The following is a 26262-nucleotide window of genomic DNA, read 5'->3' as shown; positions in this document are numbered from 1 at the left end:
TTACTGCTTGCCGAGCAATTCCAGTTTGGCGGTTTCGTTCCAATCGGAAAACGGGAACGGCAGTTGCTCGGTGTTGAACGTCAAAAACAGCAGAATATGATAATGGTAAGTGGACAGGCTACGGCCGAAGTTAAGGATGTTGGCATTAGCATCGCCGGTAAACAGCACGGAACCGACCTGCAGCAAGATTACCAGCCACAACAACAGTTTAACCACGCTGTCGATGGCCGCGAACACCAGCATGAAAATGATGCGTTTCCACGTCTCGATTTTTTTCAGGTTTTCGTTAATTTGTTCCTGCATGATGGCATTAACCTCTGTTCATCACGTCCCGCAAGTCCAGCGCAGCCGCGTTGGCGCGAGCAATGTAGTTAGCCATCGCCAGCGAATAGTTGGCGAAAATGCCGAAGCCATCGCCGTTCAATACTACCGGGCTTAAGGTGGGAGACAAGGCGTTTTCCAGCGCCTGGATCATATTATCCAAGGTATTCATCGCCCGCTTATCCAGCAAAATGTCGGAAAAATCGTGCTTGATGGCTTTCAGAATGTGCAATAACGCCCAGCAAGAACCACGCGCTTCGTAGAATACGTTATCGATTTCCATCCAAGGCGTTTGGCCGATGGTGGGCATATTGATGTCGATCGGATTGGATGGATCGCCGTGGGTTGCGCCGGAAAATTTATCGGTACTGGCCGCCAAACGGGTGGAGAGACCGCCCAGCCGTTTAATCACCACCTCGGTGTATTGCCACAGGTTATCCGCTCTGGAGTGAAACTGCGCGGCCTTTGAAGTGGAAGACGGGTTTTGCAGGCGAACCATGTAAGCGTGCAGCGCTTCGATACCTTTTACGTATTCCGATTCGGTGGACGGTAAGGCCCAGGAGTTACGTTCGTAGTAAAAATACGGTTCGGCTTTTGCCAAATCAGGGTCTTCCGCAGATTGCGATTGGTCGCGGGCGAAATGGTTACGTAATGCGGTCGTGCCGTCGCGCAACATGACCAGTGCGCCATACTCGAAGTTTTGAATGTTATCGCAAAACAGACCGGGAGGCGCCACGTCGTTGGACAGGTAACCGCCGGATTTGAACAGTATGACGTCGGCGATATGCGCTAGGGTATTGGCATACACATACCCAATCGGCATTTGATCGGTATGCGTGACATTCATCCGTTCGATCGCTTCGTCCTGAACGCTGAATTGCTCGGGCTCGCGGCTCCACCATTCGCCTAACACCAGCATGACAATCAGAACAACGCCTAACAGCGAACCAAAACCCCAAAGTATGCCCTTAGACTTTGCGTCTTCGTAAGCTAATGGATTATCTGACATGTGGTGCGTATCCTGGTCTGACTAAATAAGTGAGCAAAAACCGTGCTTTCCGATAAAGATTTTTTGTGAGCATGTTAGCACGGATATACCAATATGGCGCGCCCGATTTCAGTGCAGTTGCTTGTCCAGCGACGCCGGCATGGCACTGATCAATGTCGGTGGTAATTGCACGAAAAAGCCTTTGCTTTTCAGGCAGGCAATGACTTTTTCCGGATTTTCCCTGGCTAATTTGCGATCCGGGCTCAACTGCAACTCCATCACAAATGTTAAGCGGCCAAGGCTTTTGAACAAGGCTTCCGGCACCGCGGAAAAGTCGTCTTTTTTGTCCAGATATAAATAGAGTTCGTCTTTTTTCAGGCTTTTATAGATGAAACATTGCATGATGATGACCTGTGATCGCTAATGCTGCCAATTCTAATGGTTTTTGTTTAGAATTTTCAGTCCCCGTTTGCCTAATGCCCAACATCATGGAAAACCAGTCCGCCGCTTCAAACGCTTTTTTCAGAATTGCCTGTTATTTTGAGGGTTCTTTAGCGGTATTGGCGCTGGCTTTGGGCTGGCTTGCCGACCTCGATCCGTTCGCCAGTCTGGCGTTTTCCGAGGCGGCATTAGGGATTGGCTTGTTCGCAACCGGGCCGCTACTGGTATTGTTTTTTGCGATGCAACAGCTTAGCTATCCGCCCATCCAAAAGATTCGCGAATTACTGCTGGAAACCTTGGGTGCTAGGCTGGCATATCGGCATTGGACCGATTTGCTGATACTGGCTGCGATTGCCGGCTTTGCCGAAGAAGCGCTGTTTCGCGGGTTTTTACAGCCTTGGCTGGAAAATGGCTGGGGTGCGAGTGTAGGTTTGTGGGTTAGCAATGTGCTGTTTGCCTTGGTGCATGCGGTCACGCCGCTTTACGCGGTTTTAGCGATGTTGATGGGCTTGTATATGGGGGTTATGCTGGATTATGGCGGTGAACGCAATCTGCTGGTGCCCATGGTGATTCATGCCGTTTATGACTTTGTGGCGTTTGTTGTTATCCTCCGCGACTACCGCAACCGCGCTCGTTAGGAGTTATCGATGTCCGTTCAAACCCAGCCATCAGCCGAAGATTTGCGTCCGCACTGGCTTATCTGTGCAGGCGTGTTGCTAACGATACTGGGCTACAACCTGGCTTGCCATTTATGGGCCAGCGAATTGCAACTAGGCGTTGACGAAGCGCAGCGAGTGCTGATCAGGAGTGTGCTTTACGGCTTAGCGATTTTGTTGTTTCCTGTTACTAAACTGCTGCGGCACATCCTGCTGCGTCTGAATCAAACCATGCCGGGACCGAAAACCGCTAAGCAGCGCTACTTGTCTACGATAATAGTCACGCAGTTTCTGATCGAACTCGTAAGTTTGTTCGGCTTCGCGATGTTCTTGCTCGGCGATGGATTTAACACCTTGTATATTTTTAGTGCGATGGGCGTGCTGGGAGTTTTCCTGCATAAGCCCAATACCAGGGAATATTTAGCGATTGCGGCGGCACTCTCAAGCGAAAACCAGCACGGACCTAAATACCATTGACTATTTCCGATTTTTCGGATTGCAGGTTAAGTTGTACAATGGCTGGCTTATTTACGATTAGCCACCCGGTGTGATTATGCAAATCATTCAAGAAGCTCTCACCTTTGACGATGTTTTATTGGTGCCCGCCCACTCCAGCGTACTGCCGCGCGAAGTCGAACTAAAAACCCAGCTGACTCGCAAAATTAAGCTGAACATCCCGCTGGTGTCCGCGGCAATGGATACGGTGACCGAAGCCCGCCTGGCTATCGCGATTGCTCAGGAAGGCGGCATCGGTATCATCCATAAAAACATGACTGTCGAGCAGCAGGCAGCGGAAGTCAGAAGGGTTAAAAAATACGAAAGCGGCGTGATCAAAGACCCGATTACCGTCTCTCCTAACGTGACGGTTCGCGAGGTAATGGAATTAACCCGCGCTAAAAACATCTCCGGCGTTCCGGTGGTGGATGGCGAAGAATTGGTTGGCATCGTCACCAGCCGCGATCTGCGCTTCGAAACTCGGTTGGACGAATCCATCCGTTCCATCATGACGCCGAAAGACAAACTGGTAACGGTCCATGAGTCGTTTAAGCACAAGGAAGTCATAGACTTGCTGCACAAGCACCGCATCGAGAAAGTGCTGGTCGTCAACGATGCCTTTCATTTGCGCGGCATGATCACCGTCAAAGACATTCAAAAAGCCAAAGACAACCCGCAAGCCTGCAAGGACGAACAGGAAAGACTGATCGTCGGTGCGGCGGTTGGCACCGGTGCCGATACCGGCGAACGGGTTGGCGCGTTGGTGGAAGCTGGTGTCGATGTCATCATCGTCGATACCGCTCACGGTCATTCGCAAGGCGTGCTGGATAAAGTGCGCTGGGTAAAACAAAACTTCCCGCAAGTCCAGGTGATCGGCGGCAATATCGCCACCGCTGCGGCCGCCTTGGCATTGGTCGAAGCGGGCGCTGATGGCGTCAAAGTGGGTATCGGTCCGGGCTCTATCTGTACCACGCGGATTGTCGCCGGTGTCGGCGTGCCGCAAATCACTGCCGTTAGCAATGTCGCAGATGCGTTAAGAGGAACAGGCGTACCTCTGATTGCCGACGGCGGCATCCGCTATTCCGGCGACGTTGCCAAAGCCTTGGCGGCCGGAGCGCATGCGGTGATGTTGGGTGGCTTGTTCGCGGGTACTGAAGAAGCGCCGGGTGAAGTGGAACTGTTCCAAGGCCGATCCTACAAATCTTATCGCGGCATGGGCTCTTTGGGTGCGATGTCGCAGCAGCAGGGTTCCAGTGACCGCTATTTCCAGGAAGATACCGAGCAAGTCGAAAAATTGGTGCCGGAAGGTATTGAAGGCCGGGTGCCCTATAAAGGCAGCGTGTTGGCGATTGTGCATCAGTTGTTGGGCGGCATCCGCTCCAGCATGGGTTATACCGGCAACAGCACGATTGCGGCGATGCATGACAATGCCCAGTTTGTGCGTGTCACCAGTGCCGGCATGCGCGAAAGCCATGTGCATGACGTGACGATTACCAAGGAAGCGCCGAATTACCATATGAACTAAAACCGGCCCTCAGGCTGTTGCTCTCGGGTCTGCGCTTTCGCGTCGACCCGCTTTAATCGAACACAAATCACAGAAATAGCTTAATGTCCGAAACGTCTTCAACTCCATGCAATCTTTGCGGCGGCAACCACGTTGCCGTGTTATCCATGCGCAGCCGCAGCGGCGCAGAGTTACGTAGCGTCATCTGCAAGGACTGCGGACTGGTCTGGAGCGATCCGTTTCCGCACGATCCTCGGCAGTTTTACGAAGAAGATTATCGGCTGGCATACAAAAACACCTATGCCCCCAAAGCCAAACACATCTTGCGTGCCGGGCGAGTTGCGCTGACCAGGCATGAAAAAATCCAGCACTTATTGCATAAACCGCAAACCCTACTGGATGTGGGCACCGGCGGCGGTGAGTTTGCTTATTTAATCAAATCGCTGGGCCACGATTTGCACGGCATCGAACCGAACAAGGGTTACGGCCAATATTCCGCTGCGCAATACGATCTGAATTTACAGTTCGGCTTTATTCAAGATGCACAGTTTGCAGAAAACAGTTTTGATGTGATCACCATTTGGCATGTACTGGAACACACCGAAGACCCGTTTTTTGTATTGGGCAAGTTGCGCAGCCTGTTGAAAGCCGACGGCGTGTTAGTAGTGGAAGTACCGAATATCGAGGCCACTTGCCAATCGCCGAGCAGCACTTTTCATGAGGCGCATCTGTACAATTTCAATTTGGCGACACTGCGGCGCATGGGTGAAAAAGCCGGTTTAATTGAGGAAAGACATGTGTTTTCCGAAGACGGCGGCAATGTCACGCTGTTTTTCAAAAAAGCCGAACACCCGGCCGACCAAGCTATGGGTTGGGGAATCCCAGAAAATGCCGAACGAATCTCCGCGATTGTACGCGGCCACACCAATTTACGGCATTACATGCGCGCGGCCCCTTATTTGCGGTTTATCAAACGCATGAGTCGTTCGCTATTCGAAAGTCGGGACGTCAAAGGTTTCGATAACAATAAAAGCCTGCTTGACCAATTGTATCGGGGCTTATAGTACGCTCGTCACTTAGATTTTCCGGTGGGTACGCTAGTCGGCCCACCCCACATTTTTGAAAGGTTTCCCGTCATGTCATCCCACGCCGCCAACATCCATTCCGACAAGATCCTGATTCTCGATTTCGGTTCGCAGTACACGCAATTGATCGCCCGCCGCATCCGTGAAATTGGTGTGTATTGCGAAATTTACTCCTGCGATTGCAGCGCCGATGAAGTCAAAAACTTCGCACCCAACGGCATCATCCTCTCCGGCGGGCCGGAAACCGTGACCAGCAGCGACACCCCGCGCGCGCCGCAAATTGTTTTTGAGTTGGGCGTGCCGGTCTTGGGTATTTGCTACGGCATGCAAACCATGGCCGAGCAGTTGGGCGGCAAAGTAGAATCGTCCGATCACCGCGAATTCGGCTACGCGCAGATTCGCGCTCGCGGCCATTCCAAATTGTTGTTGAACATCGAAGATCACGCTTCACCGGAAGGTTTCGGCTTATTGGATGTGTGGATGAGTCACGGCGACCGTGTCGTTGAATTACCAACCGGTTTTAAATTGATCGCCAGCTCCGACGGCGCGCCAATAGCCGGTATCGCCGACGAGGACAAACACTTCTACGCGCTGCAATTTCATCCGGAAGTGACCCACACCAAGCAGGGTGGCCGGATATTGAGTCGGTTTGTGTTGGAAATTTGCGGCTGCCAAGCGTTGTGGAATGCCAGCAATATCATTGAAGACAGCATATCCGCAGTCCGCGAAAAAGTCGGCAGCGATCAAGTCATTCTGGGCCTATCGGGCGGTGTCGATTCTTCGGTAGTCGCCGCCTTGCTACATCGCGCCATCGGCGAGCAACTAACCTGCGTGTTCGTAGATACCGGTTTGCTACGCTTGCACGAAGGCGATCAGGTGATGGCGATGTTCGCCCAACATATGGGTATCAAGGTAATCCGTGTCGATGCCGAAGCCCGTTACATGGCGGCACTTGCCGGCGTTAACGACCCCGAACAAAAGCGCAAAATCATCGGTGGCCTGTTCGTGGAAATCTTCGACGAAGAGGCCGGCAAACTCACCGACGCCAAATGGCTGGCGCAAGGCACCATTTACCCGGACGTTATCGAATCAGCGGGCGCGAAAAGCGGCAAGGCGCATCTGATCAAATCGCATCACAACGTCGGCGGCCTGCCGGAAAACATGAAGTTGAAACTGGTCGAACCCTTGCGAGAACTGTTCAAGGACGAAGTACGTAAACTGGGCTTGGAGCTGGGCTTGCCGGCTGACATGATCCACCGCCACCCGTTCCCCGGCCCCGGCCTGGGTGTACGCATCCTCGGCGAAGTTAAAAAGCAATATGCGGACTTATTGCGCCAGGCCGATGCAATTTTTATAGAAGAACTGTATCGCCACGGCCTTTACCACAAAGTCAGCCAAGCCTTTGCGGTATTCCTGCCGGTTAAATCGGTGGGTGTGATGGGCGACGGCCGAAAATACGACTATGTGATCGCGATCCGCGCTGTCGAAACCATAGATTTCATGACCGCGCGCTGGGCGCATCTGCCTTACGATTTCCTGGATTTGATCTCACGTCGCATCATCAACGAGGTGCCGGGCATTTCCCGCGTCACCTACGACATCTCCGGCAAGCCGCCCGCGACGATAGAGTGGGAGTAATAGCTTCAAATTAAAATGGAACTTTGAAAATGACTTCCGGTCAACGCAAGCGCGGGGTGTGAAAATTTGCTCCGCGCAATAGCTTATTCATTGTTTCTCCCAAGCCGGTAGTCAATTGTTTTGACTACCGGTTTTTTTTTGCGATGAATGAGCAGTCTTGGTCGCTATGCCGAATTAAAGTTAATAAAACGCGGCTTAACCTATGTCGGTTCTTACAGGCAAACGTCCGTCATTCGCCTAACAACCCATCATTGGCGCACCCCGGTCTTAGCAGGTATAGGCTGGGTCATGTCGATGCCGGCAGCTTCTTTTCTTGAATATTGAATGTTTCGCAACTGGGCTGTTTATGCTGCACGTTGCGAAAAGGCCTTAAGTTGAGGGTTTGTCCAAATCATTTCCTTGGTGGCCGGTAAAGGTCCGCCAAATTAACCAGCCATTCACGATTTTTGACGACATTGACGTTGGTCAAAGCCATTGAATAACAGCCTGTGTCCGATACGGCAATTGTTGGGTATTTAATGACAATAAGATGAATGCTCCCAGGCACATTTAGAATGGTTTCAGGTGGAAAACGGTTAGATTATTTAGGCAAAAATGCAAGAGATTAATTTTAATTATGCACAAAAAACTACTTGACACTGTCGGCGGCCAAAGACTGCCTGGTCCTGGGCTCTAATCTTCGTATATTGCATGTAAGTTATTGATTTTAAATTGTATAAACTGTTGTCTAAAATTGAGTCAATTTAAGCAAAGGCCCCAAAAATTAGGCATTTAGAGAGCGAAAAAACTTTTTATCCCCAAGGTTATCCACAGCTTTTGTGGATAACACCATAACTTAGTTGCCTGTCAGTCAGTTAGCGTTAAAAGCTATATTCCCGTGCAGGTTTTTGTCTTATTTCCGACACGGTTGCAACTTGGCCTGCCTGGGATTTTGCAAAGGAATGTCAGCGGATGGTTACATTGGCGGAGGCATTTGATTACAGTATTTTAAATGCGGAGTTCGTTGCGGTGCTGCTTCTAGTGTTATGACAGGGCTATTAAAAACCGTTCGCCTTTTGCTCTTGAGCGAACTCAGCCTGTCGATGGACGCACTCACCTGGGCTCAGACGAGCTCAGCCCGGACGGATTACCCGAGATAAAATACTGCCGGGTTAATAAGCTATCGGCTCCAACTGCGCTGGATAGAAATTAACTATGTTAAATAACTTTTCCAATTAGGTCATATACCGCATTATTTGTAGCGTGTTGCTCCGGTAATCCCGGGCAATTTGCCGCCAAATGCCCTAAATACCGCTATTTTAGTGCTCTGGCATGAATCTTGGTTGTTCGCCCAATTAACGACACCAAAATCCGCATATCCTAACCATGAGCAACGCTCTCCACATCTCCCGCCTGATTGAGGCTTACGACGAGGAATTACGCCGGGTGATGTTTAGACGCTGCGGCTGCCTGGATACCGCCGCCGACATCGTGCAGGAGACCTACCAGCGCATGTTTACCGGCAATTTGTGGCAGCAGGCCGACAACCCGCGCGCCTTGCTGCATCGCATCGCCGCCAATCTGGCCACCGATTACGAACGCCGCCGCAATACTCGCAATCAACATGTAGAGCATGACGATACCGGCGACGCGGCCTTGCAGGTTAGCGATGGTATCGATCCGGAGCAAATCAGTCTGGCGCGCGAGCGCTTGGACCGCTTGGTCGCGGCGATAGATAGACTCCCCGGCAAATGCCGGACGGTTTTCGTACTGCGCAAGTTCGAGGAACTGAGCCACGCCGAAATCGCCCAGCGCCTAGGCATATCCCGCAATATGGTGGAAAAGCATCTACGCAATGCCTTGGCCGCCTTGCAAGAACACGACGATTTTTAGCTGATTCGCTCCTGTTTTCACAGGGTTATGCGTCCTATAATGGCGAGCCACCAACCCTGAATTGCGCCCGATGAAAAACTTCAGCCTTTATCGCTCACCGCTACGCAGCAGGATGCATTGCCGCCTGTCGGCTGTAAACGGACATAGGCAATGAAAATCTCTGCCGAGATTAAAGCCGCTGCCCGCGACTGGTGGGTCAGGCTGGATAGCGGCAAACTTAGCCCTAATGAGCACGCCGAATTTACCCGCTGGTTGGCTGCCGATCCCTTGCATCGTCAGGCTTACGAGCAATTACGCGAGTTATGGGGAGCGCTGGACGCTATCGCACCGAAAATAACGATTCCGGCCGCCAGCAAACCCAAGCAGTTTGCTTGGCGATGGCAGTGGGCGCTGCCTGCCTTAGCCGGGGGCTGCCTGGCCTTGTGGTTGTTCAATCCGCTATGGCTCATATTGCGCGCCGATTTTCATACCGGCTTCGGCGAGCGGCGCGACGTGCATCTTAGCGACGGCTCGACGGTGCATCTGAATAGCAACAGCGCATTGGAAGTACATATCGACGGCGCACAGCGGCAATTGACCCTGCTACAAGGCGAAGCCTGGTTTGAAGTCAGCCCCGACAAAGCCAGGCCGTTTCGGGTAAATACTGAGCACGGCAGTGTCACCGCGCTGGGTACGGCCTTTAACGTGCGGCTGCATCACGATAAAACCGAAGTCAGTGTCACGGAACACAGCGTGGCGGTGGACTTGCAACAAGCCGACGGCAAAACGCTGCACACCGTGGTTGCCGAAGGTCAGCAAATAGCCTATAGCGCCGAATCGGGAATGGGCAATTTGCAACACATCGATAGCCAGGCCGTTACCGCCTGGCAACGCGGCAAACTGGTGTTCGAAAACCGGCCCCTGGGCGAAGTGCTTACCGAGCTGAATCGCTATCATCGCGGCTTTTTGCTGATCAACGATCCTGAACTGGCCCAACGTCGCGTCAATGGTGTGTTTCGTACCGACCAAGCCTTATCGGTGCTGGCGGCCTTGGAAACCTCTCTGCAACTGCGCTCAACGCGGTTTGGTGATTATTTGATCGTGCTGCACCGCTAAACGAGTTTACGGCATCGGTGGCGTTTATTGACCGGGCAAAGGCATTGAGGCGAATGCTATTTAAGGGCCGGGTTAATAACGCTCCCGGCAAATTACCGTTTTGACCTACTCGATAGTTGTTGTCAGCGCATTGCTGAAATTATCCCTCTACCAATTATCCGAAAAATAAATTTCAAACGCATTGAACTTGGCAACTACTTGGCGGAATTAACCTCGGAATGCAGTTCGCTTTGAGCAAGTCCCCTAAGTTGCCTCAAGGCAGGGTCGCATTCGCGCTAGGCAGTTGGTCAAAATGCCGACGCAACAGCAAAGGTTCCCATGGAACAAAAATCGCAGCCAACCTGAGGCTTGCCGCCGGTTAGCTGTACCTTAATGATCTTATCGACAGAGGATAGAAGTATGAGATTAAACATTGCTAAAACAGTAATTGCCGCCGTTTTGTTAATCGGTGCGGCGCCAGCGAATGCCAGTGCCGTGCATGATGCCGCCGGCGATTATCTGGCAACTTATTTCGGCAGTAAGACCGGCGATCTGGATGTGATCAGTGCCTCGGTTACTTACAATCCGGCCAGCGATCTTTTTCATTTCGAAAGTACCTTTGCCGGTAACCTCGGCGGCTCGCCGTCCGGTTTCTACATTTGGGGCTTCGACCGGGGCGCCGGCAGCGGGCGGTTTACCGCAAACGGCTTGCCGCAAGTACTGTTCGATTCGGTCGTGCGTTTCAACATGGACGGCAGCGGCGTGGTAAGCCTGTTGGCTCCGACTTCTTCCACTACCGCTTTCGCCGCGGGGACCGCCAAAATTAAAGACAACCAGTTGATTGCCGACATTGCCGCGAGCTTGCTGCCCTCGAATGGTCTTGCCAAATCGAGCTACACCTGGAATCTCTGGCCGCGCGACGGGGCTCTGCCTGCGGGTTTTGGACAAATCTCCGATTTCGCTCCCGATGCAATCAATGAACCCGTGCAAGTCGTACCGCTCCCTGGCGCGTTTTGGCTGTTTGGTTCGGTGTTTGTAATGTTCAAGTTAGCCGGCAACAGCAAGCGGCGTTTTGCGGTAACAGTGAAATCCACCGCCATTGTCTAATTCAATAGCAGCACATTAAAAGCTGGCAAACCCGTTCCTGTTGTTTTGTAAAGGCTTGAGCGGGTTTGCGACTTCATTCCGCGCCGGACGGCGCTGCCAGATAACTTACCTCTACCTCCGTCAAGCCGCTGATGCCGATTTGCTTGGCCGCGCCTTGCGATAAATCGATCAACCGATTCGGGCTGAACGGACCTCTATCATTAATCAGCACATCCACATAACGGCCATTGCGTAAATTGGTAACCCGCACTTTTGACGGAATCGGCAAAGTTTTATGCGCCGCCGAAAAGCCTTGCGGATCAAAACGACTGCCGTCGGCGGTACGATTGCCCGATTCCGCGCCGTACCAGGAAGCCAAGCCGGTTTCCCGGTAACCATTTCCCGATGCCAAAGGGTAATACGTGATGCCTTTGACGGTGTAAGGCTTGTTGTAAGCGGCGTTGTTTTGGTACGCCGGCAACCGGGCCGGCATGGAAGGCTGCGGCGGCTCGGATGCGCAACCCGCTAGCAGGCTGAGTAAAATCAATAAAAAACCTGGATGGGCAAGTGCCTGGATTAGTTGGTTTCGCGGCATTCGATAACTCCACAGGGCGTAATTTATTTGGCGCGCATGCACTGGCAATAATCTAAGCATAATTTAAAGCTCCCGTTAAAATCCGTTTGCTTTATCAGCGCCTTTCCCGTCTTCCGAATAGCCGACCGTTGCCGGGGCGAGTTCATCCCGTCAAAATCGGTCAGCCCTGACGGGTTTGGTTATAATGCCGGCATCAGGAAATAGACAACTAGGGCCGGGATAGCGATTTCTTTGTTTGCCGAGGCGGCAAACGCCACTTGAGGGGGAAAGATACATGGCGGGTGAATTACATAAAATCTTGATTGTTGGCGGCGGCGCGGCGGGATTGGAGTTGGCCACCGAATTGGGGCAAAAACTTGGCAAAGCCGGCAAGGCGCAAATCACTTTGCTGGATGCCGCGTCCACCCATATTTGGAAGCCGTTGTTGCACGAAGTGGCGTCCGGCACCTTAGCCGAAGCCGAGGAAATCGAATACTTGGCCCAAGCACACAGCAATCACTTCCGCTTCTTGTTCGGCAGAATGGAAGGATTGGATCGGACCAACAAGGAAATTATCGTCAGCGCGATTACCAACAAGAAAGGCGAAGAGATCATTCCGCAACGCCGCTTCAAGTACGACACGCTGGTGATGGCGGTCGGCAGTGTCAGCAACACCTTCGGCATCAAGGGCGTGGATAAATATTGCCGGTTTATCGATACCACCAAGGAAGCCTTCCGCTTTCAAAAACAGCTGGTGGAAACCTATTACATTCAGTCTTACGCCAACCAGAGCCATCAACGTGACAAGCCGTTGTCGATTGTCATCATCGGCGCAGGCGCCACCGGCGTGGAATTGTCCGCCGAGTTGCACGAAGTGACCAAACTACTGGCAACCTACGGGCTGGAAGGTTCGATAGACGTCAACATTACCATCATTGAAGCCGCGACTAAATTGTTGCCAGCCCTGCCGCCACGGCTGTCGCAAGCTACCCAGGAGCAATTGATCAAACTGGGCATCCAGTTAAAACTAGGCCGCAAGGTCACGGAAGTGACCGAAACCGAAGTACACACTTACGATGGCGAAGTGTTCGATGCGGATTTAAAAGTCTGGGCCGCCGGTATCAAAGCCCCGGATTGGATGAAAGACCTGGATGGTTTGGAGTCCAATCACATCAACCAATTAGTGGTCGATCAAACTTTGCAAACCAGCGACCCCGACATTTTTGCTATCGGCGATTGCGCCGCTTGCGAATGGGTCGGCCACGGCGGCAATGTGCCACCGCGCGCTCAGTCCGCCCACCAAATGGCCTCTACCGTAGCCAAAACCATCATCAACCGCTTGAAAGGCAAACCGGCTGCGAAATTTGTTTATCGCGATTATGGCTCGCTGGTATCGCTGGGTAAATTCAGTACGGTTGGTTCCTTGATGGGGAGCTTGATGGGCACGGTCAGCGTCGGCGGATTGATTGCCTATGGCGTGTATTTGTCCTTGTACAAAATGCACCAAGTGGCCATCCACGGTTACTTCCGCACCGCGATGCTGACCTTATCCAATCTGTTCCGGCGCAGCACCCACGCCAAAATGAAAATGCACTAACCCACAACTCCACCGAGCGATACAGATGTTAGAAATCGAATACGAATTCCGCGAAGAAGACCTGGTCCACTTTAACGAGGAAAGGCTGAAAAAAGACCCGGAAATGCAGAAAAAAATCCGCCAAAACCGCATCTTCGCCCCCGGCGTCATGATGGCGATTGCTTTGTTTTATTACGTGTATTACGTGGACATGACCACTACCGCCTATATCACCATCCTGGCGCTGGCCTGGGCGATTGCGTCGCCGTTTATCATGAAGATGGACATGCGCCGCCAGTTTTTCAATAAATACACCGAGGCGGAAAAAAAGGCACTGTTTGGTATCCACTGGCTGAGCATTGAGCCGGAGTTTTTGCAGGAACGCGCCCCCGGCGGCAAAAGCAAAACCCCCTGGAAAGACATGCTGCGGGTGGAGAAGCATAAGGACTATGTTTACATCTATGTGGATATCGATGCGGCGATTGTGATTCCGCGCGCCACGGTCAAGAAAGGCGATTTGAAGGCGTTTGCTAAGCAGGCTGAGGGGATGATTGAGAGGGCGGGATGATGAATTTTTTCCGTATATCCAGCTGATATAGATGATATACGGAAGCCATATAATTACTTGCTAGGCCACTTCAGCTGTAGCAGCATGAAAGTTCAAGCGCTTGTAAAAATCACATCATCGAGCGATGGAGGAACGCATCTAACGTTCTTTCGACCGGGACTTTCACTCCCCTATGCGGCTCTTGAACGGAAGCACGCACTTGGGGTTGCACAAAAATTTTGCTCCGATGTAGCGCATGCTCAAGGAAAAGACTGGGTAGCGTTTTGGTCAAGACCAGATGGTCAAGTCAATTGCCCCGAGGGGGCAATTGACCTCCCTTCCGACGTTTGGGTATGCAAGCTATCCGGCAACATGTGCCACTTACAAGCAGCGATATCTACCGAACGCAAGGCAGAGTTCTTTACAAAATGTCATGCGCCACATTCCAAAAAAGAGGCCATATTCAAGATAGTCGAAAGCGGAAGGTACCGTGGTTTTCATCACGTACCCGGCCGTTATCTTTGTGTTGCCTGCGAAGCGAAGGGCGGCAAGAAAGAGTCGTTTTTCTATCACTACCCGTGGGAGTTCGCAGAACTAGATGTTGCTCTTCACTGGTCATATGAAGAAGCACTCCCACGACTGTCGGCGGCGAATATTCCAGTTAACCGAGTGATGTGCCCTCTGTGCGCATCTTGCTGCCGTGACTTGGCGGTGCAACTGAACCCCAATCTGGCTCATGATCTGGTTGTTGTGTACGTAGAAGTAGACCTGAGACCGAGATGAGTAAGGTAGGGTGGGCACGGTTTTTCATCTCGTTCCCACGCGCCGCGTGGGAATGCAAGCAAACCGCGCTGCGGTGAGCTAAAACCAATCCCGATAGACCGGCAATAATCCATCCTACCCGGCATAATTCCAGGCAATTTAATAACGCCAATGCTCCGGTAAATCAACATAACCGCATTTAACCGGATTCAGGTGGATATAATCCAAGGCCAAGGCGCAATTGGTAGGGCGTCAATAGGCGTTACCGTGTTGTGCCGTATGTTGGCCTTAAATCATTCGGCGCATTACGCTATTGCTAATGTTGGAGTTATTGCCTTGCAGCGGCCATGCTTTATCCTGCATGCGTAGCGGTTTGAACATCGCTCTCCGCTACGCAATGATCGCCACAAAATATTAGAGCGTGCTAATCTATACTTGCTTTGGATGTTAGACCATGGCGAATTAGGTTAGACTCTGGTTGCATTTGCTTATGCTGACGGTTAAGCAACGCCAAAAAGATGCATCCGCTATCTAGCTGTGCCAACCCGATAGGTCGGCAAGTCCCGCCGATTGGGCGGCTCAGCATCTATAAAGGCCTTCGCCGCAATGTCGTTCGAAAGCAGAGGACCTGCAAATTATTGGGAAATTAACGAAGCCCACCGGTTCATCGGTTGGGAGGAGCAAGCATGGAACTGTTACTTTTTCTTATAGGTGAAAAATATTTTTGCCTACCGCTATCCAGCGTCAAAAGGATTGTGCCCATTTCCCCGGTTTATCCCTACAGCGGGCAGAACTCCGATCCCTTCTACGGTATCGATGGCGAGGTTTTTCCTTATGTGTCGCTTTGGGATTTATTGGATATCAAGTCGAAATACTTTGAATATGAGGAATTAAAGTCCTTTTTGGAAATTCGCAGAAAAGATCACCTGGAATGGATTGCCGAACTGGAATATTCGGTCCGCAACCACGGCACCTTCAGCAAGGCCAGAAACCCCAGAGAATGCGCATTCGGTAAGTGGTATTACGCTTACACACCCCGACACAAAAGACTGCATTTGCTGTTGTCTTGTTTCGAAAGGCCGCACGCCGCCATACATGAACTAGCCGATAAATTGCTGAATATGGCGGAAACCGGCCGTGTCGATGAAGCCTTGTCGGCTTTGAATCAGGCTAAACACGGCACGTTAACGGAGCTTTTGAATATTTTCGACTCAACGATTGAATTGGTTGTCGACCTGCAAAGACGCCTAGTCCTGCTTGCCAAACATGATGCCAATTACCTGGCTATCGGCATTGATGAGGTGTCTGACATCGTTAAAGTGAAGGCGTCGATGCGTCGTGACAACCCTATTACAAGGTCCGAGCATTTTTCTGAGTTCGTCTCCTTTGAAAATGGCCAGGCTGTGCCGATTATTAATCTTGCATCCTTAGCCAACAATGCGCCGGGGTTGACGGGTAAATCAGATAATCCGGTAATTTAGCGCCCGCAGTGCGGGGTGGATGATGAAATCATCCTGACTTCCAAGTTGTCGTTTTATATTTTAATACCGATGGCTTGGGCTATCAGTTTTTGATTCAGGGCGGTAGCGGTTCGTGATAAATTTCCATACATTCTCCTTCGTAGCCCGACGACCACCATGACCACCATTCGCCAAGCCGATTTCATCCAAAGCATCGCCGATGCCTTGCAGTTCATTTCCTATTACCATCCCAAGGATTTCATCGACGCCTTGTATGTGGCTTACCAAAAAGAGGAAAGCCCGGCGGCGAAAGATGCAATGGCGCAAATTCTCATCAATTCGCGGATGTGCGCCGAGGGCCGCCGGCCGATTTGCCAGGATACCGGTATTGTTACGGTTTTTTTAAAAATTGGTATGGACGTGCGCTGGGATGCGGCATTGAGCGTGACCGAGATGGTTAACGAAGGTGTGCGCCAGGCTTATCTGCATCCGGACAACGTGTTGCGGGCGTCCATCCTGGCCGATCCGGCCGGCAAGCGCATCAATACCAAGGACAATACCCCGGCGGTGGTGCATATGGAATTGGTGCCTGGCGACAAAGTGGACGTGGAAGTGGCAGCGAAAGGCGGCGGTTCGGAAGCCAAGTCCAAATTCGTGATGCTGAATCCGGCCGATAACATCGTCGATTGGGTGTTAAAAACCGTGCCGACCATGGGCGCTGGCTGGTGTCCGCCCGGCATTCTCGGCATCGGCATCGGCGGCACTGCCGAAAAAGCCATGTTGCTGGCCAAAAAGGCTTGCATGGGTTCGATCGACATTCAGGAGCTGATCGCCCGCGGGCCATCGAATGCTATTGAAGAACTGCGTCTGGAGCTTTATGACAAAGTCAACGCGCTAGGCATCGGCGCGCAAGGCTTGGGCGGCCTGACCACGGTGCTGGACGTGAAAATTCTGGATTATCCAACCCATGCCGCCAACAAGCCGGTGGCGATGATCCCCAACTGCGCTGCCACCCGCCACGCGCATTTCGTATTGGACGGTTCCGGTCCGGCGCTGCTGACCCCGCCCAAGCTAAGCGACTGGCCGGAAATTACCCAATCGGCCAGCAGTGCTCGCCGGGTCAATATCGATGGTTTGACCAAGCAAGACGTTGCCGACTGGAAGCCCGGCGAAACCTTGCTGCTGAGCGGCACCTTATTGACCGGCCGCGACGCCGCGCACAAGCGTATCGTCGATCTGTTGAACAAAGGCGAGTCCTTACCGGAAGGTGTCGATTTAAAAGATAAATTCATTTACTACGTCGGCCCGGTCGATGCGGTGCGCGATGAAGTGGTCGGCCCGGCCGGCCCCACTACCGCCACTCGGATGGACAGTTTCACCGACACGGTACTGGAAAAAACCGGCTTGCTAGGCATGATAGGCAAATCCGAACGCGGCCCAAAAGCGATTGAGGCCATCGCCAAGCATAAATCAGTGTATTTAATCGCGGTCGGCGGCGCGGCTTATTTGGTATCCAAGGCCATCAAACAGGCGAAGGTCGTGGCGTTTCCTGAATTAGGCATGGAAGCGATACACGAGTTTGTGGTGGAGGATATGCCGGTGACGGTGGCGGTGGATAGTCGCGGCGAGTCGATTCATGCGATCGCGCCGAAAGAGTGGCAATCAAAAATTGGGAAGATTCCGGTGGTGCTGGCTTAGGCTTTAGTGCGAGAGGGAGTTTACGCCGCGCCTTCAAACACGATGCCTTCATAAATCTCGGCGACCGGTAGTTCCAAGCCGATGGATTGCAACAACGCCCGCTCGCCGGCTTGATATAGCCGTAAGTCCCATTGCTCGGCGCGGCGGTAACACTCCACGCGCTGCGTGTCCTGAGCGATCAGCACATACTCTTCCAAACTGGGCAACTTGCGGTAGTGATGAAACTTTTCGGCTCGGTCATAGCGCTCAGTAGCGTCCGATAACACTTCAATAATCAGTTTCGGCTGGCTGTTGTAGTGCTCGGCGGTGTCGGCTGCCGAGCAGGTGACGTGTAAATCCGGGTAGAAGAAACAGTCGTCGTGGGCGGTTTGCACGCGAACTTTCATTTCTCCGGAATGAACCCGGCAAGGTGTTCCGCGCAGGTAAGTATGCAAAAAAGCGATTAAATTGGTTGCGACGGTGTCGTGTGCCCGTTTCACGCCGCCCATCGCATACACCTCGCCATTAATATATTCATGCTTGATGTCGCTGACTAATTCGCCTTGCAGATAATCCGCGACGCTGATCGATAATTTTTCCGCTAAAGCCATGTGCATGTCCTCGTGTTTACCCGCCAGCGATTTTAACGGCTAGAGTCGTCAATAGATAGTGTCGGCCCAAACCTTGGCCAGCCTAAAAACTCGGGCTAAACTCAAAACTCTTTTTTTGCTTGGTCGTCCATGTCTATCGTTGCGTTGTTATTTATCGGTTTCTCGTTCGGTGCGGCCTTGCTGTTGCTGGCCGGCAATATCTTGCAAGCCAGGGAACCCGTACGCTTTACGTCGAAATTGGCCGGATTTCTATTGATAGCCGGCTTGGCCGGTATCCAGAGCCTGCATTTAGGCTACTTGCTGAATCGATACGATCTGGTGCATTCCGCGCTCTACCTATTTCTGCTGTACGGGATTGCTCCCAGCTTCTATTTTTACAGCCGGCAACTGTTACGTAATGACGCCGGTTATAGCCGGCACGATGTATTGCATGTCTTGCCGTTTGCACTGTGCATGATTTTGCCTTATCGATTGGCCCTGCCCGGCGCTTTTTTGGTTGGCGGCGGCTATTTGCTGTGGCTGGCAAAAACCGTCTATGCGCTACGCGGACAAAGACAGCGCTTTCATTGGGAGCTATTGGCGCTGGGGATTTTGTTTGCCATTGCGGTGGCGGTTTTAGTGTTGGGCTTCATCTGGCCGCTACTGGATGAAGCAGACTTTATCGCTGCTTACAGCATCTTGATCGGTTTGGCCTTTTTCGCGGTGGCGTTGACCTTATTGCGTTTTCCCGGCATTGCCGCCGACGTGTCGGAAGCGGTGCAGGCGGCTTATGCGGAATCGACCTTAAAAAATATCGATAAACCGGCAGTGCTGGCCAAACTGGATGCATTGATGACACAGGACAAACTATATGTACTGGAAACCCTGAACCTAGGTTTGCTGGCCGAACAACTCGGATTGAGTCAGCATCAGTTGTCCGAACTGATCAATACCGAATTTCAACAAGGCTTTTCCCGCTACATTCGCGAACAACGCATCGCCGCCGCCCAAAAATTGCTATTGGCGGAACCCAATGCGTCGGTATTGTCCATAGGCTTGACGGTGGGCTTTAGCACCCAGTCCAATTTCTATGCGGCGTTTCGCGACATCGTCGGCGTCGCGCCCGGACAGTATCGAAAAACACACGCCGGCTAAACAAAAAACTCCAGTTTTATCATTTTGTAAATCCGTAACACTTTGATGTCTATGGATTTATATCCCGCGTAAATTATTTCTATTCCTGTCCTATCATTCCGGAAGTTCCGCCGTTTCGCGGTCGTTAATCTGCTCCTGCCTCTCAACATTTGGAGCAAAACCATGAATATTCTATTAACCGGCGCGACCGGTTTTATCGGTAGCGCCGTATTACACGAGTTGCTGCGACAGGGTCACCAGGTCACGGCCTGTTGCCGCCACCCCGAACGTCTACTAATCGATCATCCAAACCTGATCCGATTAAACTTGGATTTTGCCCAGGCCGGTACGATCGACTCCTGGCTGCCGCATCTGCAAGCTGTCGACGCAATCGTCAATTGCGTGGGCATCATTGCCGAGAACAATAACCAAAGCTTTGCCCAGTTGCATAGTCAAGCACCGATAGCCTTGTTTCAGGCCGGTGCGTGCGCCGGGGTAAAAAAGATCGTGCAAGTTTCGGCTTTGGGTGCCGACGCGGGTGCCGAATCAAATTACCACCTCAGCAAAAAAGCTGCCGACGATGCCTTACGCGACTTGGCCCTGGACTGGTTTGTACTGCAACCGTCGCTGGTTTATGGTCCCGGCGGGCAAAGTAGCGGCTTGTTTCATGCGTTGGCCGCTTTACCCGTGCATTTGCTGCCGGATGGTGGCCGCCAGCTTTTGCAACCCATTCATCTCGCCGATGTAGCCACCACCGTCTGCCGTTGTCTTGAGCCGGCTGTCTCCGGTCGTAAAACCTTGGCTTTGGTCGGCCCCAGCCCGCTAAGTTATACGGACTGGTTGCAAGGGCTGAGGCGGCGATTGGGCAAACCAACAGCCAGAACTTGCTCCGTACCTTACCCATTTGCGCTGAGCATGGCGGGTATGGGCAAATGGCTGGGCGAGCCGATTTTGAGCAAAGACAACGTAGCGATGCTGAATCGCGGGAATTGCGCAGATCCGGGCCCACTTACGCAGTTTTTGGGTCGAGCGCCCATCAACGTGAACGAGCAATGGTTTGCGCAACCGGCCAGCCAAGCCGAGCGTTGGCATGCGGGTTTGTATTTTCTCAAGCCTTTGTTGCGATACGTGATTGCCTTCATCTGGCTATGGAGCGGCATCACCTCGCTGTTTTTCTACCCGCATCAACTGAGTTATCAGTTATTGGCACCACTCGGCATCACCGGCGTGGGCGCGCCAATAGCCTTATACGGCTTGGCAGCCATGGATATTGGCTTGGGATTGGCGACCTTGGCGCGGTTTAGGATTAGTCAGCTCATGCTTTGGCAGTTCTGGATCGTCCTCGGCTACAGCCTGACAGTGGCCGCATGTTTACCGGAATTTGTATTCCACCCGTTCGGCCCGCTACTGAAAAACCTGCCGTTTTTAATGTGCTTGTTGATGTTTAGAGTAATGGAAGGAGAGCCGTCATGATGTATTTATCGTTAAAATTGATCCATATCCTCAGCGCCATCGTCCTGTTTGGCTTGGGTTCCGGCACGGTGTTTTACAAAGTGATGGCCGATAAAAGCGGCGATCACGCGGCAATCGCCACGACCAGTAAACATGTAGTGTTGGCCGATTGGTGGTTCACCACGCCGACCGTGATTATCCAACCGCTAACCGGCGTGTTATTGGCCGATCAATTGTCGGCTTCGTTCGGCGACGGCTGGCTGCGGTGGACAGTGGTGCTGTATTTAATCACCGGGCTGTGCTGGTTGCCGGTGGTGATTTTGCAGATCCGCATGCGCGACATTGCCACCGAGTCACTGGACCAAGGCCGAGCCTTACCTTATCTGTACCACTATTATTCCAAGATCTGGCTATGGTTAGGCGTGCCGGCTTTCTTCGGCATGATAGGCATCACCACCTTGATGGTGTTTCATAATTCACTCTGGAGCTAAGTCATGTCTGTGTCATTAATGCAAAAAGTGTTGGGCGACGACTGGCAACAATTACCGGCCGTTATTCAAAGACATTACCGAATTAGCGACGGCCAACAAAGCCGGCTAGTCGGAACGATGGAAATTGGCTATCCAATTTACCTGTTTCCGTTGATTTGGCTAATTCATTTGTTCGGCGGCTTGTTACTGTGGCGCGGGCAGGCGGCACAAGCCGAAGTGGACAAGACCGCCGTCGGCGAACTGTTGCATTGGCAGCGGACGATGACCTATGCGGACGGTAAAACCGATTACTTCAGTTCTCAGATGATTTATGCGGCCGACCACGAGTTAGTCGAACTAATAGGCTTTGGTTTTGGTTTGCGCTTGAAGGTCAGCGTCGAAAACGGCGAGTTGCTGTATCGCAGTAACGGCCATTTCTGGCAATGCGGGTCGCTACGCCTGAATATTCCGGATAACTTATTGCTGGGTTCGGCCAGCATCAGCGAACGCGCTGTTTCAGAAGACGAGTTTTATCTGGATTTTCGCATCCGCCATCCCTGGTGGGGAGTGAGTTATTACTACCTGGGAAACTTTCGCTATGGCTGATAGGGTTTATCGATGGGAAGGGCGGCTACAGAGCGGGATCCAAACGCGGCTCTTCCCAAGCATGCATGTCCGCTATACCGCTGTGTTCCGGTTTTCAAGACGACCCGGAATAATCGCGGATAAGTTCGAATTGTAGTGGTCTAATAAAAATGGACACCCAGATAGGTTGATAAACTATCAATCTACCAGGTGAGCATAATGAAACAAGAAAGACGAAGTTTTGATGCGGCGTACAAGCTGCAAGTAGTGAAGATGATTCAGGAGCAAGGCCTGACAGTGGCGCAGGTTTGCCAGGAACTGAAACTGGGCGAGACGGCGGTGCGTCGCTGGCTGAAGCAGGTGCAGGCGGAGCAATCGGGCCAAGCGGGCATCGGCAAGCCGTTAACACCGGATCAGCAGCGGATTCGGCAGTTGGAGCAGGAAAATCGTCAACTGCGCGCGGATAACGAATTGCTAAAAAAGGTTTCGGCCTTTTATGCCCTGTGGGTATCTTTGCGAAGGAACTGCGATGAAACACGAAGTGATTCAGAAGCTTAGCGCAGAGAAGGCCGCGACGGTACGGCGGGTGTGCCGGTTGTTGGGCGTCAGTCGGTCGGGCTGGTATGCCGCTCGGCAGCGGGCGTTGAAACCGCAAACGCTTTGTGGCACGCGGGTTCGGCTGCGCAGTGTGTTCGAGGCGACCGGTCAATGCTATGGTAGCCGCCGTCTGCGTAAGGCCTTGGTGGGACAGGGTATCGAGATGGGTCGGCATCGCGTACGCAGCCTGATGAAGGAGCTCCAGCTCAAGCCAACCTGGAAGCCTAAGTTCGTGCACACCACCGACAGCAATCATAACCTGCCGGTGTACGAAAACGTGCTGGATCGCCAATTCGAGCAAACCGAGGCCAACCGGGCCTGGGTCTCGGACATCACTTACATACGGACGCTGAGCGGTTGGCTATATCTGGCGGTGGTGTTGGACCTGTATTCGCGCAAAATCGTGGGCTGGGCCATGGCGCCGAATATGCCGGCGGAACTGGTTTGCACGGCCTTGCAGATCGCCATCGTCCAGCGCAGACCGTCGCCAGGCTTGATCGTGCATTCCGACCGGGGTAGCCAGTACGCCAGTCACAATTACCGGGATTTACTGAGCCACCACGGGTTTCAAGGCAGTATGAGCCGAAAGGGCAATTGCTGGGACAATGGTGTGCCACGAAGGCGCAAAGAAGGACGTAGTCCTTCGAGCAGCTATGCTGCATGAGAGATGAGGGTAGGCCCCTCGGAGTCGGGTTACAGGATCAGGCTTCAAACCGCCACGAGTTGCTGTGATCAAAAGTCATGGTGGTGAGCGTCGTTGGAAAAGGCACTTGAAAGTGTCAGGTATGGATTAAGCAGATGAACGCAAGTGAACAGCCGATGACATGTCGAAAAGCAAACCAACCAACGTCAAAACCGGATAGAGTTGTTGATCCGGGACAAACCCAGACAGTACCTGTTTATGGGCTGGGTGGCGTTCGGCGTAGAGGCTGCATGAACTTAATTCAAGCTCTTGTGTGGAACGTGGGAACCTGCTGGCTGAATGCCAAGGGAAGAGAAGTTGCTATGTCTAGTGGCTTTGCAAGTACCGATGTCAGCCAGAGGGGCGGAGCAACTCATAGTAGCGATGAAAACGCTGTAATGGCGGTGGAGCGAAGGGGTTGCGTTATTCAGCCAGGTGCTATTGCCAACCGCTAATGGGAGGAGCAATAAACCTTGGCAAAGTCATTCGAACTATCCAAACATGCTGTATGGGATGCCTATTTGGCGGTAAAAGCCAATAAAGGTGCTGCCGGCATTGATGAGCAAACGATGGGGGATTTTGAAGCTGACTTAAAGAACAATCTGTATAAGATATGGAATCGGCTATCGTCAGGTAGCTACTTTCCGCCACCTGTGCGTCGTGTCGAGATACCCAAGTCGAATGGTCAACTAAGACCATTAGGTATACCGACTATATCGGATCGAATTGCCCAAATGGTCATCAAGAATCGACTGGAACCACTCGTGGAACCCTACTTTCATGATGACTCCTCTGGCTATCGTCCCGGAAAGTCGGCGCTCGATGCGATTGCGCAGGCACGGCAACGCTGTTGGCGGGATGATTGGGTGCTGGATATGGACATCAAGGGATTCTTCGATGCCTTGGATCATGGCTTAGTCATGAAAGCGGTGGCCAAGTACACCCATTGCCAATGGACGCTGTTGTACATCGACCGCTGGTTAAAGGCCGATGTGATAATGGCGAATGGTGCCCGGATACGCCGCGAGAAAGGTACGCCCCAGGGCGGCGTTATCAGTCCGTTGCTGGCTAATATCTTTCTACATCTGGTTTTTGATAAATGGATGCAAACGCATTTTCCTTGTATTCATTTTGAACGCTATGCCGATGATATTGTGGTGCACTGTCGCAGTGAACCCCAGTTGAAAATGGTCGAGCGGCAAATCAGAGATAGGTTTACTCGGTGCGGTCTTGAGCTTTGTCAGGAGAAAACCAAGATTGTATATTGCAAGGACTCAAGTCGAGACGATCAATATCCAAATCAGAGCTTTGATTTTCTGGGTTATACATTCAGACCCCGAAGTGCTCGCGATAGAAACGGCAAATTCTTTGTCAGCTTCTCACCGGCCGTCAGCCGTAAGGCGTTGAAAGCCATGAGAGCAAAGCTCAAAGGGCATCCGATGATAAAAGCGGGTTACAGTCAAAGTGTTGTGGAATTGGCTAGAACCATTAATCCGATCATACAGGGATGGATCACTTATTACGGAAAGTTCAGAAAATCGGCGTTGTCGGCCATTTATAGCTACATCAACGATAAGCTGTTGAGTTGGGCGAGGCGGAAATTCAAATCGCTAAAGCGCAGGAAATGGCGTGCCAGCCAATGGTTGCGAGAGCTATATCGACAATATCCGACTTTGTTTGCGCATTGGCGTGTTTGGTGTTGGGTGGCTGAATAACAAGAGCCGTATGAATCGAGAGGTTCACGTACGGTTCCGTGAGCAACTGAAGGGGGCGGTTCCCTTCGGTTGACTCGACCGGTGATGGAGCGCTTCTTTCTCAATCTGAAAATGGAGCGTGTTTGGCGCCGACAGTATGCCAGCCACACCGAGGCCACCCGCGACGTGACCGACTATATCGTTAACTTCTACAACAGTCGGCGCTTGCATTCGTCATTGGGCTACCTGCCACCCAATGGCTATGAAATGAAAATGGCAGCTCAACAACCTATCTCGGTGTCCGAAAAAAGTTGACCACTACAAATATTGTGGGGCGAACTCTTGCATGGCGGTGCAACCGGAGTGGGTTTGAGCCTGGTTAGTCCAGGTACCATTCCGGCTGAGGGCGAACAGCTGCGACGTATTGACTGAAGAAAGAGGGTGTAAGAATTTTTGTGTAAACGGCCATTAGGCAGGAAACTGCCGTTCCCTAGAGGAGAAAAAATGACCGTATCAAAATCCATCCCTACCGAGTTGCTCGATTCCTTGTTGTCGGGTTATCAGAAACCCGAAGACCTGATTGGCGAAAATGGCCTGCTGAAGCAATTGACCAAGGCTTTGGTTGAGCGTGCTTTAGAGGCAGAAATGACTGAACATCTGGGCCACGCCAAGCATGAAGCCGTCACTAATCCCAGCGGCAATGCACGTAATGGCAAGAGCCGAAAAAATCTCAAAGGTGACTTCGGCGTGTCAAGCAGCGCCGTAGTCATCTTGGCGTCGCCAAAAACCTGCACCCATTCTGCAAAGTTGAGGTTGGTGGTAATGATCAAGGACGTTTTCTCATACAGATGACTGATGAGGTGGAACAGCAAGGCACCGCCGGACGCTGGGAACGGTAAATACCCCAATTCGTCCAGGATGACGGCATCCATCAGCGTTAGCTGCTTGGCGAGGTTACCGGCTTTTCCTAGCTGTTTTTCCTTATCCAGTTGATTGACTAGATCGACCGCATTGTAAAAGCGAACCCGTTTGCCTTGATGGATGGCGGCTATGCCAATGGCAGTGGCCAAGTGGGTTTTCCCTGTGCCGGTGCCGCCCACCAGGATCAGGTTGTAGGCTTGCTCCATAAAGTTTCCGGTGGCCAGTTGTTCGAGACGAGCTTGCGGCAAGGGCGTTTCCGACCAGTCAATCTGTAGCAAGTCTCGATGAATCGGGAATCGAGCCGCCTTGAGCTGATAGTTCAGGCTGCGCGCTTGGCGGTCGGCCTGCTCGGCGCTGATCAACCGATCCAGCCAGGCTTCC

24 protein-coding genes and 5 pseudogenes are annotated in these 26262 nt (G+C 52.2%); 22 read left to right on the top strand and 7 right to left on the bottom strand.

Annotation, left to right across the window (positions count from 1 at the left end; all coding sequences use genetic code 11):
- From JWZ98_RS00250 to JWZ98_RS00240, 3 genes are all read right to left on the bottom strand, one after another.
- A complete protein-coding gene (locus JWZ98_RS00250; RefSeq protein WP_205452476.1) occupies positions 1-303 on the bottom strand; it encodes a DUF4389 domain-containing protein in 303 nt (100 codons plus the stop codon).
- Positions 304-310: 7 nt separating this feature from the next.
- Entirely contained in the window at positions 311-1330 is a 1020-nt protein-coding gene (locus JWZ98_RS00245) for a DUF2333 family protein (RefSeq protein WP_020484171.1), read from the bottom strand.
- A 108-nt stretch (positions 1331-1438) separates the two neighbouring features.
- The gene (locus JWZ98_RS00240; protein ID WP_205452475.1) at positions 1439-1711 is read right to left on the bottom strand and encodes a YcgL domain-containing protein; all 273 of its coding nucleotides are present in this window, start codon (positions 1709-1711) and stop codon (positions 1439-1441) included.
- Positions 1712-1797: 86 nt separating this feature from the next.
- Here JWZ98_RS00240 and JWZ98_RS00235 point away from each other — a divergent pair, with 86 nt between their 5' ends.
- The 8 genes from JWZ98_RS00235 to JWZ98_RS00200 all read left to right on the top strand — a co-directional run bounded on the left by JWZ98_RS00235 (position 1798) and on the right by JWZ98_RS00200 (position 11181).
- A complete protein-coding gene (locus JWZ98_RS00235; RefSeq protein ID WP_205452473.1) occupies positions 1798-2388 on the top strand; it encodes a CPBP family intramembrane glutamic endopeptidase in 591 nt (196 codons plus the stop codon).
- A gap of 9 nt (positions 2389-2397) precedes the next feature.
- Positions 2398-2883 carry a hypothetical protein gene (locus JWZ98_RS00230; protein ID WP_240348152.1) on the top strand — a complete coding sequence of 162 codons (486 nt, stop codon included), beginning with the start codon at positions 2398-2400 and terminating at the stop codon, positions 2881-2883.
- A 76-nt stretch (positions 2884-2959) separates the two neighbouring features.
- Entirely contained in the window at positions 2960-4426 is a 1467-nt protein-coding gene (guaB, locus tag JWZ98_RS00225) for an IMP dehydrogenase (protein ID WP_033156917.1), read from the top strand.
- Positions 4427-4509: 83 nt separating this feature from the next.
- Positions 4510-5469, top strand: coding sequence for a class I SAM-dependent methyltransferase (locus JWZ98_RS00220; RefSeq protein ID WP_240348151.1), 960 nt, complete (start codon positions 4510-4512; stop codon positions 5467-5469).
- 72 nt (positions 5470-5541) lie between these two features.
- The gene (gene guaA / locus JWZ98_RS00215) at positions 5542-7128 is read left to right on the top strand and encodes a glutamine-hydrolyzing GMP synthase (protein WP_205452472.1); all 1587 of its coding nucleotides are present in this window, start codon (positions 5542-5544) and stop codon (positions 7126-7128) included.
- A 1365-nt stretch (positions 7129-8493) separates the two neighbouring features.
- Entirely contained in the window at positions 8494-9000 is a 507-nt protein-coding gene (locus JWZ98_RS00210) for an RNA polymerase sigma factor (protein WP_205452469.1), read from the top strand.
- 150 nt (positions 9001-9150) lie between these two features.
- Positions 9151-10095 carry a FecR family protein gene (locus JWZ98_RS00205; protein ID WP_205452461.1) on the top strand — a complete coding sequence of 315 codons (945 nt, stop codon included), beginning with the start codon at positions 9151-9153 and terminating at the stop codon, positions 10093-10095.
- Positions 10096-10494: 399 nt separating this feature from the next.
- The gene (locus JWZ98_RS00200; RefSeq protein ID WP_205452459.1) at positions 10495-11181 is read left to right on the top strand and encodes a hypothetical protein; all 687 of its coding nucleotides are present in this window, start codon (positions 10495-10497) and stop codon (positions 11179-11181) included.
- Positions 11182-11254: 73 nt separating this feature from the next.
- Here JWZ98_RS00200 and JWZ98_RS00195 read toward each other — a convergent pair whose 3' ends face one another.
- Positions 11255-11755, bottom strand: a complete 501-nt coding sequence (locus JWZ98_RS00195; RefSeq protein WP_205452458.1) for a septal ring lytic transglycosylase RlpA family protein — start codon at positions 11753-11755, stop codon at positions 11255-11257.
- 274 nt (positions 11756-12029) lie between these two features.
- Between JWZ98_RS00195 and JWZ98_RS00190 the strand changes: the two genes are divergently transcribed.
- The 3 genes from JWZ98_RS00190 (at position 12030) to JWZ98_RS00180 (ending at position 14640) form a co-directional block, all read left to right on the top strand.
- Positions 12030-13331, top strand: a complete 1302-nt coding sequence (locus JWZ98_RS00190) for an NAD(P)/FAD-dependent oxidoreductase (RefSeq protein ID WP_205452457.1) — start codon at positions 12030-12032, stop codon at positions 13329-13331.
- Between the two features lie 25 nt (positions 13332-13356).
- On the top strand, positions 13357-13878 hold the full coding sequence (locus JWZ98_RS00185; protein WP_033156909.1) for a YcxB family protein: 522 nt from the start codon (positions 13357-13359) through the stop codon (positions 13876-13878).
- Positions 13879-13962: 84 nt separating this feature from the next.
- Positions 13963-14640, top strand: a complete 678-nt coding sequence (locus JWZ98_RS00180; RefSeq protein WP_205452456.1) for a hypothetical protein — start codon at positions 13963-13965, stop codon at positions 14638-14640.
- A 138-nt stretch (positions 14641-14778) separates the two neighbouring features.
- Here the strand turns inward: JWZ98_RS00180 and JWZ98_RS23090 are convergent.
- Positions 14779-14847 (bottom strand): annotated as a pseudogene (locus JWZ98_RS23090) (transposase); the annotation flags it as partial.
- A gap of 458 nt (positions 14848-15305) precedes the next feature.
- Between JWZ98_RS23090 and JWZ98_RS00175 the strand changes: the two are divergent.
- Both JWZ98_RS00175 and JWZ98_RS00170 read left to right on the top strand, forming a co-directional pair.
- On the top strand, positions 15306-16100 hold the full coding sequence (locus tag JWZ98_RS00175; protein WP_205452455.1) for a chemotaxis protein CheW: 795 nt from the start codon (positions 15306-15308) through the stop codon (positions 16098-16100).
- A 156-nt stretch (positions 16101-16256) separates the two neighbouring features.
- Positions 16257-17777: a fumarate hydratase gene (locus tag JWZ98_RS00170; RefSeq protein WP_205452454.1), complete on the top strand. Its 1521-nt coding sequence runs from the start codon at positions 16257-16259 to the stop codon at positions 17775-17777.
- 20 nt (positions 17778-17797) lie between these two features.
- On the opposite strand, the gene JWZ98_RS00165 is transcribed toward JWZ98_RS00170, so the two are convergent.
- Positions 17798-18367, bottom strand: coding sequence for a Uma2 family endonuclease (locus JWZ98_RS00165; protein WP_205452452.1), 570 nt, complete (start codon positions 18365-18367; stop codon positions 17798-17800).
- A 129-nt stretch (positions 18368-18496) separates the two neighbouring features.
- Between JWZ98_RS00165 and JWZ98_RS00160 the strand changes: the two genes are divergently transcribed.
- The 9 genes and pseudogenes from JWZ98_RS00160 to JWZ98_RS00120 form a co-directional block, all read left to right on the top strand.
- The gene (locus tag JWZ98_RS00160; RefSeq protein ID WP_205452450.1) at positions 18497-19501 is read left to right on the top strand and encodes a helix-turn-helix domain-containing protein; all 1005 of its coding nucleotides are present in this window, start codon (positions 18497-18499) and stop codon (positions 19499-19501) included.
- Positions 19502-19663: 162 nt separating this feature from the next.
- The gene (locus tag JWZ98_RS00155) at positions 19664-20953 is read left to right on the top strand and encodes an NAD(P)H-binding protein (protein WP_205452448.1); all 1290 of its coding nucleotides are present in this window, start codon (positions 19664-19666) and stop codon (positions 20951-20953) included.
- Entirely contained in the window at positions 20950-21423 is a 474-nt protein-coding gene (locus JWZ98_RS00150) for a DUF2269 domain-containing protein (RefSeq protein WP_205452447.1), read from the top strand. Before JWZ98_RS00155 ends, JWZ98_RS00150 begins: the two co-directional genes overlap by 4 nt.
- Before the next feature lie 3 nt (positions 21424-21426).
- Positions 21427-22008, top strand: a complete 582-nt coding sequence (locus JWZ98_RS00145; RefSeq protein ID WP_240348149.1) for a DUF4166 domain-containing protein — start codon at positions 21427-21429, stop codon at positions 22006-22008.
- 198 nt (positions 22009-22206) lie between these two features.
- Positions 22207-23197, top strand: a pseudogene (locus JWZ98_RS00140) (IS3 family transposase); the annotation flags it as partial.
- 185 nt (positions 23198-23382) lie between these two features.
- A complete protein-coding gene (locus JWZ98_RS00135; RefSeq protein ID WP_205452446.1) occupies positions 23383-23721 on the top strand; it encodes a hypothetical protein in 339 nt (112 codons plus the stop codon).
- 18 nt (positions 23722-23739) lie between these two features.
- On the top strand, positions 23740-24981 hold the full coding sequence (ltrA, locus tag JWZ98_RS00130; RefSeq protein ID WP_205452445.1) for a group II intron reverse transcriptase/maturase: 1242 nt from the start codon (positions 23740-23742) through the stop codon (positions 24979-24981).
- A gap of 81 nt (positions 24982-25062) precedes the next feature.
- Positions 25063-25275 (top strand): annotated as a pseudogene (locus tag JWZ98_RS00125) (IS3 family transposase); the annotation flags it as partial.
- A 189-nt stretch (positions 25276-25464) separates the two neighbouring features.
- Positions 25465-25707: pseudogene (locus JWZ98_RS00120) on the top strand (transposase); the annotation flags it as partial.
- A 2-nt stretch (positions 25708-25709) separates the two neighbouring features.
- On the opposite strand, the pseudogene istB reads toward JWZ98_RS00120, so the two are convergent.
- Positions 25710-26255 (bottom strand): annotated as a pseudogene (gene istB / locus JWZ98_RS00115) (IS21-like element helper ATPase IstB); the annotation flags it as partial.
- Between the last annotated feature and the right edge of the window lie 7 nt (positions 26256-26262).

Origin of the sequence: Methylomonas sp. EFPC1 (assembly GCF_016925515.1) — a bacterium.
Lineage (GTDB): Bacteria > Pseudomonadota > Gammaproteobacteria > Methylococcales > Methylomonadaceae > Methylomonas > Methylomonas defluvii.
Note: the sequence above shows the minus strand (reverse complement) of the source record. Positions and strands in the feature narration are given on the sequence as shown.